The organism is Brevibacterium sp. LS14, assembly GCF_012027885.1.
GTDB classification, from domain to species: Bacteria; Actinomycetota; Actinomycetes; order Actinomycetales; family Brevibacteriaceae; genus Brevibacterium; species Brevibacterium casei.
In genome coordinates this window covers 56,814-69,988 of the sequence record NZ_SJXG01000060.1, presented here as the reverse complement: position 1 = coordinate 69,988, position 13,175 = coordinate 56,814, and the positions used below count along the sequence as shown (strand labels likewise).

Annotated in this window: 11 protein-coding genes; 6 read left to right on the top strand and 5 right to left on the bottom strand. The window is 70.5% G+C overall.

Annotated features, from left to right (window positions below):
* Positions 1-2 precede the first annotated feature (2 nt).
* Both EZE58_RS14820 and EZE58_RS14815 read left to right on the top strand, forming a co-directional pair.
* A complete protein-coding gene (locus EZE58_RS14820; RefSeq protein ID WP_009379962.1) occupies positions 3-1,151 on the top strand; it encodes a DUF58 domain-containing protein in 1,149 nt (382 codons plus the stop codon).
* Complete coding sequence (locus EZE58_RS14815; protein WP_238614755.1) at positions 1,115-3,550, top strand: DUF3488 and transglutaminase-like domain-containing protein; 2,436 nt, start codon at positions 1,115-1,117, stop codon at positions 3,548-3,550. The genes EZE58_RS14820 and EZE58_RS14815 overlap by 37 nt, the downstream gene beginning before the upstream one ends.
* Here the strand turns inward: EZE58_RS14815 and EZE58_RS14810 are convergent.
* The 3 genes from EZE58_RS14810 to dinB form a co-directional block, all read right to left on the bottom strand.
* Positions 3,534-4,157 carry a YdcF family protein gene (locus EZE58_RS14810; protein ID WP_009379964.1) on the bottom strand — a complete coding sequence of 208 codons (624 nt, stop codon included), beginning with the start codon at positions 4,155-4,157 and terminating at the stop codon, positions 3,534-3,536. The two genes, EZE58_RS14815 and EZE58_RS14810, sit on opposite strands and share 17 nt — an antisense overlap.
* Positions 4,158-4,253: 96 nt before the next feature.
* Positions 4,254-4,667 (bottom strand): DUF3040 domain-containing protein, encoded by a 414-nt coding sequence (locus tag EZE58_RS14805; protein ID WP_009379965.1) that lies wholly within the window; start codon positions 4,665-4,667, stop codon positions 4,254-4,256.
* 232 nt (positions 4,668-4,899) lie between these two features.
* Entirely contained in the window at positions 4,900-6,138 is a 1,239-nt protein-coding gene (gene dinB / locus EZE58_RS14800; RefSeq protein WP_009379966.1) for a DNA polymerase IV, read from the bottom strand.
* A 75-nt stretch (positions 6,139-6,213) separates the two neighbouring features.
* On the opposite strand from dinB, the gene EZE58_RS14795 reads away from it, so the two are divergent.
* Entirely contained in the window at positions 6,214-6,723 is a 510-nt protein-coding gene (locus EZE58_RS14795) for a hypothetical protein (protein ID WP_081591034.1), read from the top strand.
* On the top strand, positions 6,720-7,856 hold the full coding sequence (locus EZE58_RS14790) for a polyprenyl synthetase family protein (RefSeq protein ID WP_009379968.1): 1,137 nt from the start codon (positions 6,720-6,722) through the stop codon (positions 7,854-7,856). The genes EZE58_RS14795 and EZE58_RS14790 overlap by 4 nt, the downstream gene beginning before the upstream one ends.
* A gap of 37 nt (positions 7,857-7,893) precedes the next feature.
* Here EZE58_RS14790 and EZE58_RS14785 read toward each other — a convergent pair whose 3' ends face one another.
* Entirely contained in the window at positions 7,894-8,244 is a 351-nt protein-coding gene (locus EZE58_RS14785) for an Rv2175c family DNA-binding protein (protein ID WP_009379969.1), read from the bottom strand.
* A 157-nt stretch (positions 8,245-8,401) separates the two neighbouring features.
* On the opposite strand from EZE58_RS14785, the gene EZE58_RS14780 reads away from it, so the two are divergent.
* Both EZE58_RS14780 and EZE58_RS14775 read left to right on the top strand, forming a co-directional pair.
* Entirely contained in the window at positions 8,402-9,475 is a 1,074-nt protein-coding gene (locus EZE58_RS14780) for a LysM peptidoglycan-binding domain-containing protein (RefSeq protein ID WP_009379970.1), read from the top strand.
* Positions 9,472-11,709, top strand: a complete 2,238-nt coding sequence (locus EZE58_RS14775; RefSeq protein WP_167560835.1) for a PASTA domain-containing protein — start codon at positions 9,472-9,474, stop codon at positions 11,707-11,709. Before EZE58_RS14780 ends, EZE58_RS14775 begins: the two co-directional genes overlap by 4 nt.
* A 106-nt stretch (positions 11,710-11,815) precedes the next feature.
* On the opposite strand, the gene EZE58_RS14770 is transcribed toward EZE58_RS14775, so the two are convergent.
* Positions 11,816-13,171: a 3-deoxy-7-phosphoheptulonate synthase class II gene (locus tag EZE58_RS14770; protein ID WP_040342221.1), complete on the bottom strand. Its 1,356-nt coding sequence runs from the start codon at positions 13,169-13,171 to the stop codon at positions 11,816-11,818.
* Between the last annotated feature and the right edge of the window lie 4 nt (positions 13,172-13,175).

Sequence of the window (13,175 nt, the reverse complement as noted above, 5' to 3'; positions counted from 1 at the left end):
GCATGCGACTGAGCACCTCGGGAATCATCTTCATCATCGCCGGTGCCGCGCTCATCGTCGGCGCCTACCGGTTCGCCCTGCCCGGTCTGCTCCCCGCCGGCCTGCTCCTCCTCGCCCTCGTGCTCCTCTCCGCGGCGCTCATCGGGTGGGGCACCCGGCGGATCTCGGTGAGCCTGCGCACCCCCCTGCCCGAGGTCCGGCTCCGGCCCGGCGGCGACCGGTACCCCCTGGCGCCCGAAGGCAAGGAGGTCGAACTCGACGCGGTGGTGACGAACACCGGCCACCTCGCGGTGCCGTCCTCGACGATCGACTTCATCGCCGCCGACGGATTCGGCGATTCCACCGTCGGGGAGGTCCCGCCGCTGGCCGGCGGTCGCTCGCAGACCGTGCTCACCTCCTTCACCCCCGGACGACGCGGGGTCAGCGGCATCGAGTCGGTGCTCATCACCGTCGCCGGGCCCTTCGGGCTCGTCACGGCGAAGAAGAAGGTCCTCGGGTCGTTCCCCATCGCCGTGGCTGTGCCGACGCTCGGCGCGCGCATCCCCCGCGAATCGGCGAACCGGCCCGCCCGCCTCGACGAGGGGAAGATCCGCTCCGGGCACACCACCCGCGACTTCCACACCCGGGAGTACGTGCCCGGCGACGACCTCCGGCACGTGCACTGGCCGACGACCGCGAAGTCCGGGGAGCTCATGGTCCGCCACGAGGCCGAGGAGGAGACGCTCCACGCGCTCATCGTCATCGACCTCGATCGTCCGGAGCAGGCGCCCGACGAGCTCGAGACCGAGTTCCTCATCGCCGCCGCGGCAGCCGCCGGGGTCGCCTTCCTCCGCGCCGACTACGAGGTCTGCGTCGTCGCTCCGGGACACGAGATCAGGTTCCGCGGGCAGAAGGACGTCGACCGACTGCGCCTGCTCACCGCGCTCATCGAACCCGGGCGGGCCGAGCTGCCCGCCCATGACGATCCCAACCACGTCGTCATCTGCGCCGCCGACGACTCCCGCGCCGAGGCGATGGCCGCGCACTTCTCCCGGCGGATCCCCATCACGGTCCGCAGCCTCTCCGAGATCGACGACATGACGATGCTCGGCCTCAGCGAGGACCTTCCGGAATCGTGGACGACCTTCGAGACGAAACGGGTGATCCGATGACCGCCGACCTCGCCCAGACCACCGAGGCGAAGTCCTCGACCTGGTTCGAGTCCCTCGCCGTGTTCGTCGCCATGGTGCTCACGGCGATCGGTCTCTCCGCGGTCTTCTCCGACCTGGGCTGGCTGCCGCCGGTCCTCGTCGCCGTCGCCCTCATCGTCGCCGTCGGCGCGATCTTCCGCAGCATCGCCGGACTGCGGGCCACCGGCACCGCCGTCATCGCCCAGTGCGTCGCCGGCGTCTACGCCGTCCTCATCCTCTGCGTGCCCGACACGATGCTCTTCGGGGTCATCCCCACCGGTGATTCGTTCGTCGCCGTCATCGACCTGCTCTCCTCCGGGGTGAGCGACCTCTACGCCTCGACGCCGCCGGCGGCGAGCACACCCGGCTTCACCGCGATGCTCACGATCGCCTTCACACTCATCACGATCCTCATCGACGGCCTCGTCTCCGACCTGCGCGCGCCCAAGGTCTCCGGTGTGCTCCTGCTCGTGCTGTGGATGATCCCCGTCTTCTTCGCCCCCGCCGAGGTCCGCTGGTGGCACATCGCCGCAGTGCTCGCGGCCTTCCTCCTCCTCATCCTCAGTCCGTACTTCCCGGCGGCGAAGTGGCGGGGCGGACTCACCGCGCTCGTCGCCGGAGCGGTCGCCGTCATCCTCGGCATCGGTCTGCCCACGATCCTGCCGACGGTCCCCACCCTGCCGGACCGGGCCTCGAACAACCAGGGCGACCTCACGGTGACGAATCCGTTCCTCGACCTGCGCTCCGACCTCGGTGACCGGGACGACTCGACGCTGTTCTCCTACACGACGACGGCGGAGGAGCCGGAGCCGATCCGGCTGACCTCGGTCAACTCGTTCGACGGACAGACGTGGGCCCCGACGCCGTTCGGCCTCGACCAGTTCGCGATCGCCTCGGAAGGGCTGCCGTGGCCGGAGGGGCTGCCGCGCAACAACGGCTACACCGAAGAGCGCATCGACGTCACGATCGGCGACTACGACCAGCAGTACCTGCCGACTCCCTATGCGCCGCAGCAGCCCCAGGGACTCAACCGCCGGTGGATCTACGACGAGGAGTCGCTGACGATCGTCGGCAACGGTGAGCGCTCAGCAGGTCAGCAGTACTCGATGGAGTACCTCTCGATCACCCCCAACGTCGAGGATCTGAGGACGGCGACTCCGGTGAACTCGAGCCAGTTCGAGACCGAGCTCGAAGTGCCCGCGAGCCTGCCCCCGAGCGTGCAGCAGACCGCGGAGGACGTCACAGCCGGGGCGAGCAACCAGTGGGAGGCGGCTGTGCTCCTCCAGGCGTACTTCCGCAGCGGTGAGTTCGAGTACTCGCTCGACGCTCCCGAACAGGCCAGCGGCGATGCGATCTCCGACTTCCTCACCGAGAAGAAGGGCTACTGCGTCCAGTTCTCCTCGGCGATGACGATCATGGCGCGGACCATGGGGATCCCCGCCCGGATCGGCGTCGGCTTCGCCGGAGGCACCGAATCCGGCGACGGGTACGAAGTGTCCATGCAGGATTCGCACGCGTGGCCCGAGCTCTACTTCGAGGGCGCCGGCTGGGTCCGCTTCGAACCGACGCCCGGCGGACCGGCCGGCGCCCCGCCGGCGTGGACGCTCGCCGACGGCAGCAGTGAGAGCACCGACGAGGAGACCGAGGAGTCGGCCTCGCCGACAGAGGAGCCGACGGAGTCGGCTGCCGAGACGGCTCCGGCCGAGACCGAGGAGCCGACGACCGAGGAGACCGACGCGGCCGCCCAGCCGGCGTCGGCGGACTACTCGACGATCGTCTGGGCCCTGGTCATCGCCGCGCTCGTCCTCCTCCTGCTCGCGATCCCCGCGATCTGGCGGATGCTTCTGCGCAGCCGCCGCACCGGCTCACCCGTCGACGTCGAACGGGTGTGGACGGAGATCAGGGCACTGGCCACCGACTACGGGCAGAGCCTCGACCCGAGCCGCACCCTGCGCCACGACGAGCTCGTCCTCGCCGGAGGTCCGGCAGTCGCCGGCGCCGCTCCGGGGGATGCCGGGCCAACCGCCGGGGACCCGGCGACGGGCGGGCCTGGGCCCGGCCCCGGACCCGACGGTGCGACTGCCGGACCCGACAGCGCGACCGCGCGCCCCGACGGCAGACTCGCCCCTGCGGGCGGACTCGACGCCCTGCGCCGACCGGTGCCCTCGGGCCCTGACGGAGGCCGCCGCGACACCGCGCTGGCCGGGTTCATCGACGCCCTCGAGGCCAAGCGCTACGGTGCGCAGCCGGTCGACGTCTCTGACGCCGAGGCCCGTGCGGTCGTCGACGAGGTGCAGACCGACCTGTCCGAGCATGCGACGCCGGGCGCACGGATCCGGGCGAAGATCTGGCCGGCGAGCATCTTCAGCCCGCCGAAGTGAGCCTCCGGAGGCTCCGGCGTCCGAGGACCGCTTCGACGGGTTTGACCCACCACAGCTCCCCGAGGCGGTAGTCGCCGCCGCGGACGAGGCGCTCGGCGAGGTCGGGGCGCAGCCGCCGCAGGCAGATCCGTGCCTTGAGGGCATGGTGGGACGTCGAGACGACGGCGATGCTCGTCGCCTCCTCGAGGAGCGGGATCGCCTGCTCGATGTTCTCCTTCGTGCTCGTGCTTGCCGTCTCGAGGCGGATGGCACCGGTGAAGCCGAGCTCGTCGCGGGCGTACCGGCGCATGAGTTCGGCTTCGGGGAGCGCTCCTGCGACCGCGCCGCCGGAGAGCACGAGCGCGGACTCCGCGGCTTCCGGATCGACCGAGCGCACGCCTGCGCGCACCCGGAAGCGGTTGATCGCGTTCGCCCGTGGACCCGGGTTGCGGTACCCGAGGACGAGGACGGCGTGCGACGCCGACGGATCGGTGGCGCCTTCCGACGTCTCCGACCCGCTCCGCGGGAACCCTCGCCGGCTGGCGGCCCAGCTGGAGAGCTCACCGAAGGCGACGACGCCGATCGCGGCGATCACCCCGGCCGAGGTCAGTGCTGCGGCTGTGCGCACGAGTCGTTCCTCCCCCGGGAGGATCCGGCAGGGACAGCAGAAATGCGCCCCCGGCTGGGAGCGCATTCGGTTGGCATTCGGTGTCTCAGCGGTCGGTCATTCGCCGCGCTGGCGCTTCTCCCACCGGTCCTCGATCCGGCTCATGAAGCCGCCGGAGGAGCCCTTCGCGTTCGACTTCGGCGCCGCCGCACCCGTGGAGCCCTTCGCCCCGCCTCCGATGCGACCGGGACGGCTGAACGCCCAGTACATGCCGGCGACCATGAGGCCGAAGCCGACCACGCCGAGGGCGATCCAGGCGACGGCCTGGTTGACCATCGAGATCGCGAAGATCGTTGCGGCGAGACCGAGGAGCGCGACGAGGATGCCCACGACGAAGCGCTTCGCCGAGAACCCGGGACCGCTGACAGCGGCCTGGGTCTCCGAGATGTTGCGTGCGAACCGGGGGTCTTCGCTGCGCAGCTGCTTCTCCAACTGATCGAGAAGCTGCTGTTCGTGATCGGAGAGTGGCATGTCGAACCCCCGTTTCCTTACTCTGGCCTGTGCCTCAATCATAGTCTCTGAACACTGAAAAAACATCTCGGGAACGGGGGCGACGGCGGTATTCCCATCCCGTCCACAGACTCGTCCGCACGCCCGTCTCCGCAGGGCTGCAGACCGGCGCTGCGGCCCCGGTGCCGCGGCCGGGTCGAGGGGCCTCGACGTTCTCCCAGGCCAGCCGCCGTACTCGGTTCCCGCCCCGTCCTCAGCGCGGCCTGGGGTGCCTACGCAGCAGTGAGGCCTGGGAGATCGCATCGGTCCCGAAGCGCCGGCGCACGTCGTCGAGCGCCATCTCCGCCTCCCTCCCCGCATGCTCGGGTTCGTCCAAGCGGGCTTGTCGTCCGCTGACCGCGAAGTCCATGAGCCCGGCGGCCCTGACCCCGAGCAGCCTAACCCCCCGCTGACGCTGCTCGCGCAGCCCGGTGAGCGCCGGCCGCAGCGCCTCGTACATCTCCCGGGCGAGGTCCGTGGGCGCCTCGAGCGTGATCGACCGCGACAGGGTCGTGAAGTCGTCGAGACGGTATTTGAGCCCGAGGGTCGTCGCGACCTTCTCCTCGGCCCGCACCCGGTGGGCGACCTTGTCGCAGAGGCGCAGGAGCTCGTGCTCGAGTTCGGAGACGTCCCAGATGTCGGCGCCGAAGGTGTGCTCGGCGCTGATCGAGCGGTCCTTGACCTGCCGGTCCATGCCGTGCGAGTCGAGTCCGTGGGCGCTGCGCCACAGGTGGTGTCCGTGCGCCCCGAACACCCGCCCGACCCAGGCCTCGTCCATGGCCGCGAGGTCGCCGATGAGCCGGATCCCGTATTTTGCGAACCCGATGCGGGTCTTCTCCCCCACCCCCGGCAGCGCTTCGATCGGCATCGGGTCGAGGAACGTCTGCGTCGCGGCGAGCGGGACGAGGAGCTGGCCGTGCGGCTTCGCCCGCGCCGAGGCGAGCTTCGCGACCACCCGGGAGCCGGCGATGCCGACGGAGGCGCTCAGGCCCGTGCGCGCTTCGATCTCCGCGCGCAGCGCCGAGGTGATCGCCACCGGGGAGCCGAGGCGCCGCACCGCCCCGGAGACGTCGATGTAGGCCTCGTCGACGCTGACCTGGTGGCAGTCGGGGGTGACCTGGGCGACGAGCTCGAAGACCTGCTTCGAGTACGCGGAGTAGAGGCCGTGGGAGGGCGGGATCACCTCGGCGACGGGGCACAGGCCCATCGCCCGGGACATCGGCATCGCGGCGTGGACGCCGAACTCCCTGGCCTCGTAGCTCGCGGAGACGACGACGCCGCGGCCGGCCCGCCCGCCGACGATGACGGGACGGCCGACGAGTTCGGGACGGGTGAGGAGTTCGACGGAGACGAAGAACGAGTCCATGTCGAGGTGGAGCATCGTCGCACCGGTGTCGTCCGTGCCGAGATGCTCGAGGTCACCGCCGGAGCGGGCCAGCTGTTTGCGGCTCATGTCCCACCCATGGCTCGATCGCGGTCCGAACCGGCGGGTTCGGCTCCTGCGGGGTCTGCGGGTAATCTGTCAGACATGGTATCGCGCAGGACTGTCACGACGCTGACTCTCGCCTTGGGCCTCGCTCTCACCGGCTGCACCGGCCAGTCCGGGTCGACGCCGGACGCCTCGCCGAGCGAGGCATCGACCACCCCGGCGGGCACGCAGTCCGCCGACCCCACCGGGTCTCCGGCCCCGACGGAGACGGCTGCGGAGGAGGAGGTCGAGCTCCCCGACTTCATGGAGCCCTACCCCGACGCCGAGGTGATCTCGAGCTCGCGCGCGGCCGCCGAATCGGGCGAACTCGACGCCGTGAGCCTCGTCATGCGCGCGCAGGCCGAACCGAAGGACATCATCTCCTTCTACACCGACCGGCTCGAGAAGGCCGGCTTCGAGACCTTCGGCAAGGAGTCGATGACGAAGTCCGCGCAGGTCGTCAACTTCCGGCACAAGGACAACGACGGCGTCCTCGTCATCACCGTCAGCGACGACCCGGACGATCCCAAGGCCTCGATCGTCTCCCTCGGCGGGAACATCGCTCCGTGATCTCAGCCGACCGCGTCGAGTCCCTCGACGCTCCCGCTGACATCGCCGCCGAGGCGGCCGCCGGAATCGAAGGCTTCCTCCGAGCGAAGGCCGCCGAGTTCGCGGCCATCTCCCCGGACACCGCCGAGATCGGCGACTCGCTCATCGCCTACACCCGCGGCGGCAAGCGGATCCGACCCGTCCTCCTGTGGTGGGGCTTCCAGCTGGCCGCCGGCAGCGAGCTGACCCCGGGGTCCCAGGCGCGCACCGGGCTCGCCGAGGCAGCCGCTTCCCTCGAGCTTCTCCACGCCGCGGCCCTCATCCACGACGACGTCATCGATCATTCGGACACCCGCCGCGGGGCTCCGGCCCTGCACCGGCAGTTCGAGTCCCTCCATGCCTCGCTCGGCTACGAGGGCGACGGCGAGGCCTTCGGGGTCTCGGCCGCGATCGTCATCGGCGACATCTGTCTGGCGTTGAGCGAGGAGCTCTTCGAGTCCGCGCAGGACCGCCTCGGCGCCTCCGTCCCCGCGCAGCGTCTGCGCGCGCAGATGCGCCGGGACGTCATGGTCGGGCAGTTCCTCGACGTCCGCGCCGAGGTTATCCCCCTCGACGACGCCCGCATCGGCGAGCGGGCGTGGGAGGTGCTCAGCTTCAAATCGGCGAAGTACTCCGTCGAGCAGCCGCTGCTCCTCGGGGCCGCGCTCGGCGGGGCCGACGACGCGCAGCTCGCCGCGCTCTCCCGCTTCGGCCTGCCGCTCGGGCAGGCGTTCCAGCTGCGCGACGACGTCCTCGGCGTCGTCGGCGACCCGAGCGCGACAGGCAAACCCGCAGGCGACGACATCCGCGAGGGCAAGCGGACGGTCCTCATCGCAGAGAGCCTGCGCCGGATGGACAGGGAGCAGGCGGACCTGCTCGCCTCCCGCCTCGGCGATCCGACGCTGAGCGCGGAGACGGTGGCGGAGACAGTCGCGATGCTCCGGGAGGTCGGCGGACTCGACGCCCTCGAGGAGATCATCGCCGACCGGCACGCTGCGGCGCTGAGCGAGCTCAGCGCCTGGTCAGGCGGCAACGGGGCGGCGTTCGACCTCGGCGAGGGGGCACGGACGCGGCTGACGTCCTTCGCGGAGACGCTGAGCTACCGGCAGCGCTGAGCCGCTGAGAGCTCTGCGCCGAGGCGCAGGCGGGGGCTCAGAAGGCCAAGGCCTGGGCCCGCCGGCGGACCTCCTTGCGGTTGCCGGCGCGCAGCAGGTCGATGGGACGACCCGGCAGGGAGTCGTCGGGGGTGAAGAGCCACCTGATCGACTCCTCGTCGTCGAATCCGGCGTCCTTGAGCGTGCTCAGCGTCCCCTTGAGCGGGGTGAGGACCTCGCCGTCGACGAAGAAGGCCGTCGGCACGCGCAGCACCTTGGGGTCTCCGTGCTTGTATCCGCAGATGGCGCCGTCCTCGAGGAGTCGGCGCACCTGTGTGATGCCCAGTCCGGTGGTCTCCGCGATGTCGGGAAGGGTGGCCCAGTCCTCGACGAGTTCTTCGGTGTTCACGCCCCCAGCGTAGCAATTCCTCGGAAGAAACACGCCGCCATGCCCGCCGCAATCCCGGGCTCGGAGCGGCCCAGTCGATACGCTGGTGGGTGGAACTTCCCCACACGATATGCAGCCGAACAGGTGACAGATGACACGCTCGCGACGGACTTCTCCGATGCCGATCACCGCCGCCCCTGACATCCGTGCGGCCTCCCGGGTGAACTCGACCGGTCCCGTCCCCCGTCCCGAGGGGTCCGGCGATGCCCCCGCCGAGGCGGCTCCCGAGTCGACCCCTGCCGCCGACACCGCGCCGTCGTCTGCGGCCCCTGACCGTGCCGCGACCCCGCAGTGGCTGACGGGCACGAAGAGCGAGACCGTCCCCGTCACGCACGGTGGCCGGACGTACAAGGTCAAGCAGGGCGACACCCTCTACGCCGTCGCCAGCCGCCACGGCGTCTCCGTGCCCGCGCTCGCCGAGCTCAACCGGATCTCGCCGCGCCAGAACCTCGTCCAGGGCCAGGTGCTCTCCCTGCCGGAGAAGAACGACCTGCCCGAGACCGATCCCTCGCACATTGTCGCCCCCGGAGAGACGCTCTTCGGCATCGCCGCCTCCCACGGGGTCTCCCCCGGCACGCTGCGGCGGGCGAACGGGATGGGCGAGGACTCCCACATCCGCGTCGGAGAACTGCTCATGCTCCGCGACACCGGCACCCGCCCCCGCCGGCAGGCCCCCGAACCTCCGGCCCCGCTGCCCCAGGTCGCCGCCGGCGGCTGGGGTGAAGAGCTGCGGGAGAGCGTCGTCCAGGCGGCCCGCCTGAACAAGGCCACGCTGCTCGGCCGCTCGCACCCGAACCCTGAGCAGGCGCGGCTCCTCGTCGCCTCGATCGCCGAGGAGCTCGGCGCCGAGCCCGCGCTCATGCAGGCCGTCGCCGCCCAGGAGTCCGGCTTCCAGCACGCGACCGTCTCGGCGGGCAACGCGATCGGCATCATGCAGGTCACCCCCCGCTCGGCCAGATGGGCCAGCGACATCGTCGGACGCGGACTCGACGTCCTCGACATCGCCGACAACATCGTCGCCGGCACCGTCATCCTCGGGTGGCTCATCGAGTCCACCGACTCCGAGGACGAGGCGCTGGCCGGCTACTACCAGGATCTGCGCTCGGTCCGCGCCGACGGACCGCTCCCGGAGACGAAGGCCTTCGTCCGCGGCGTGCAGCTCCAGCGGAAGCGGCTGGAGGAGGCCCGATGAACTCGCTGCCCGACCCGCTCATCGGGGTCGTCCTCAACGACCGGTACCGGATCGGCGCGAAGATCGCCCGCGGCGGCATGGCGATGGTCTACCGGGGCACCGACCTGCGTCTCGACCGCGAGATCGCGATCAAGGTCATGCACGAACACCTCATCTCCGATGACACCTTCGTCGAGCGCTTCCGCCGTGAGGCCATCAACGCCGGTCGCCTCACCCACCCCAACCTCGTCGCCATCCATGATCAGGCGCGTGACGGAGACGTCGTCTACCTCGTCATGGAGCACCTGCCGTCGGTGACCCTGCGCCGCGAACTCAAGCACCGCGGCACCTTCACCCCCCGGCAGGCGATCGTCGTCCTCGACGCGATCCTCGCCGCTCTCGAGGCCGTCCACTCGACGGGCATCATCCACCGCGACCTCAAGCCCGACAACGTCCTGCTCGGCACCGACGGTCAGGTCAAGCTCGCCGACTTCGGGCTCGCCCGCGCCGTCACCTCGGCGACGACGACGAAGACGCTCATCGGCACCGTCGGCTACGTCGCCCCCGAGCTCGTCACCCGGGCCGGCGCGGATGCCCGCACGGACCTCTACACGGTCGGCATCATGTTCTACGAGATGCTCACCGGCTCGCAGCCCTACACCGACGACGTCCCCATCCAGGTCGCCTACCGGCACGTCCACGACACGGTCCCCCCGCCCTCGGAGCGCACCGACGGCATCAGCCCGCTCCTCGACGCGCTCGTCCTCTGGGCGACATCGAAGGATCCCGAGGACCGACCTGAGGATGCCGGGGAGTTCCGCCGGGCCCTCGCCGAGGCGCGGGCGCAGATGTCCGATGCCGAACTCGACTACGGCGATCCCGACGCCGTGGCCGGTGAGCACTCTCCCGCACTCACCGCGAGCATCGACCTCGGCGAGGAGGTCCCGAAGGAGCGGAAGTCCCGCACCGACGAGATCCCCTACCTCGCCGAGGAGGATGCCGACGGCGAGGGCACCGCTGCCGCCGATGATGCCGCCAATGCCGCGGCCAACGGCGATGAGGACTCGGCGTCCGTCCCTCTCGCCGGTACCGCTGCCGCGGTGGCCGCCGGTGGCACGGCCGCGGCGATCGCCACGGCTCCCCGAGCGGAACCCGCCGAGGACACGGACGATCCTCGGGACGCGAGCGACGACGATGCCGCAGCCGACGGCGCGACCGCCTCGGCGGGCGACGTTGACACGGCCGACGATGCGACCGCCTCGGAGGATGCCGCCGACACAGGGAAGGACGGCAAATCCACCCGCGCGGGCAAGCGCACCCGCACGAAGGCGGCGGCGATGTCCGCAGCGGCCGCCGCCGGCTCCGGCAGCGGAGGCTCCGGCTCCGCTGGCTCTGGCAGCGGCGGCTCAGGCACCGGCGGCGGGAGCCGCGGTGCGGGCGATGACGACCCGGCCCCGGTGGCGGCCGGTGCCGCGCACACCCGACGGCGCAGGCGTCGGCGTCTGGCGACGACGGTCGGCGCAGGACTCGTCGTCCTCGTGCTCCTCGCGTGGCTGATCATCGCCAACCTGCCTGCCCCCACCTCCATCGTCCCCGGTCAGCTGGCCGGGAAGGAGTTCTCCGAGGCGACCGAGGTCGTCGAGAGCAGCGGTCTCAACCCGGAGAAGCAGGAGGTCTTCGACGATTCGATCCCTGCAGGCACCGTCATCGGCTCGGAGCCGGTCGGCGGCACGGAGCTCTCCCCCGATTCGACGGTGACGCTCGTCGTCTCGAAGGGGGTCGAGACGTTCGCCGTGCCCGAACTCGAAGGACTGAGCGCCGAGAAGGCGAAGGCCGCGCTCGACGACGCGGGCCTCGGGGTGGGCAAAGTCGACGAGAAGTACGACGAGAACGTCGCCAAGGGCATCGTCATCAGCGCCTCGGAGAAGGAAGGCGAGGAACTCGTCCACGATGCGAAGGTCGACCTCGTCGTCTCCAAGGGCGACGCCCCGGTCGAGGTCCCGGACGTCGAGGGCCTCACCTACGACGCGGCGTTCGCCACCCTGACGAAGCGCGGCTTCCGCGTCGGCAAGGAGGAGGTCTTCTCCGACACGGTGCCCAAGGGCAAGGTCGTCTTCCAGTGGCCCAAGAGCACCGAGGCGAAGCCGTACAACTCCCTCGTCATCGTCCGGGTCTCCAAGGGCAAAGAGGAGAAGAAGGACGACAAGCCCAAGGACGAGAAGCCGAAGGACGAGAAGAAGGACGAGGGCAAGTAGGACCGGCCTCGCGTCCTGAAATCTCGCTCGTCGAGATCTCGACCCTGATATGACGAAGCGCCGGCGGATCACCGCCGGCGCTTCGTCGTCTCAGTGCTGGGCTCGCTCAGCCCCTCCGGGTGAGGTACTCGGCGACCTGGAAGGCCATCTCGAGCGACTGGTCGTGGTTGAGGCGCGGGTCGACGAGCGTCTCGTAGCGACGGCGCAGCCCCTCGTCGTCGATTTCGGTGGCGCCTCCCATGATCTCGGTGACGTCGTCGCCGGTGAGTTCGATATGGAGGCCGCCGGGGATCGTCCCGGCCTCCTGGTGGGCTGAGAAGAAGCCCTCGACCTCGGCCATGACGTCTTCGAAGCGGCGGGTCTTGTAGCCCGTGCTCGAGGTGATCGTGTTGCCGTGCATGGGGTCGCTCATCCACGTCACCTGCGGGAGTCGGTCTCCGATGCCGGCGAGCAGCTTCGGCAGGACGTCGTTGATCTTCCCCGCACCCATCCGGGTGACGAAGGTCAGGCGCCCGGGTTCGGCGTTCGGGTCGAGCTTCTCGGCCAGCGCCAGGGCGTCCTCGGCGGTCGCGGTGGGACCGAGCTTGACGCCGATGGGGTTCTGGACCTTCGAGAGGAAGTCGACGTGGGCGCCGTCGATCTCGCGGGTGCGCTCCCCGATCCACAGGAAGTGGCCGGAGACGTCGTAGGGCAGGCCGGTGCGGGAGTCGATGCGGGTGAGCGCCCGCTCGTACTCGAGCAGCAGCGCTTCGTGGGCGGAGTAGAACTCCGTCGTCCGCAGGGCGTCGAAGTCGGCGCCGCAGGCGTCCATGAAGCGGATCGCGCGGTCGATCTCCCGGGCGGTCTGCTCGTAGCGCTGGTAACCGGGGTTCGAGGCGAGGAAGCCGCGGTTCCATTCGTGGACGAGGCGCAGGTCCGCGAAGCCGCCCTGGGTGAAGGCGCGGATGAGGTTGAGCGTCGACGACGACACGTGGTAGCCCTGGAGCAGCCGCGCGGGGTCGTGGCGTCGGGACTCCTCGGTGAATTCGTAGCCGTTGACGATGTCCCCGCGGAACGAGGGCAGGGTCACTCCGTCGCGGGTCTCCATGTCCGCCGAGCGGGGCTTGGCGAACTGCCCTGCCATGCGCCCGATCTTCACCACCGGCATCGAACCGCCGTAGGTGAGGACCGCTGCCATCTGGAGGACCGTCTGGACCCGGGCGCGGATCTTGTCCGCCTGGGCACCGGCGAAGGATTCGGCGCAGTCGCCGCCGGCGAGGACGAACGCCTCACCGCGGGAGGCCGCCGCGATCCGCTGCTTGAGCACGTCGGCTTCCCCGGCGAAGATGAGCGGCGGGAGGCTGCGCAGCTTCGTCAGGGAGTCCTCGAGCGCCTCGGCGTCGAGATACGTCGGCTGCTGTTTGGCGTCCATCGACCTCCAGTCGTCGAGACCGGTGAGGTCGTCGGTGCCGGCTGCGGTGATGTCG

Excerpts from the sequence above, each read along its gene's own strand:
- EZE58_RS14820 (WP_009379962.1), top strand. The coding sequence starts at position 3 with ATGCGACTGAGCACCTCGGGAATCATCTTCATCATCGCCGGTGCCGCG.
- EZE58_RS14805 (WP_009379965.1), bottom strand. The coding sequence starts at position 4,667 with ATGCCACTCTCCGATCACGAACAGCAGCTTCTCGATCAGTTGGAGAAG.
- dinB (WP_009379966.1), bottom strand. The coding sequence starts at position 6,138 with ATGAGCCGCAAACAGCTGGCCCGCTCCGGCGGTGACCTCGAGCATCTC.
- EZE58_RS14795 (WP_081591034.1), top strand. The coding sequence starts at position 6,214 with ATGGTATCGCGCAGGACTGTCACGACGCTGACTCTCGCCTTGGGCCTC.
- EZE58_RS14780 (WP_009379970.1), top strand. The coding sequence starts at position 8,402 with ATGCCGATCACCGCCGCCCCTGACATCCGTGCGGCCTCCCGGGTGAAC.
- EZE58_RS14775 (WP_167560835.1), top strand. The coding sequence starts at position 9,472 with ATGAACTCGCTGCCCGACCCGCTCATCGGGGTCGTCCTCAACGACCGG.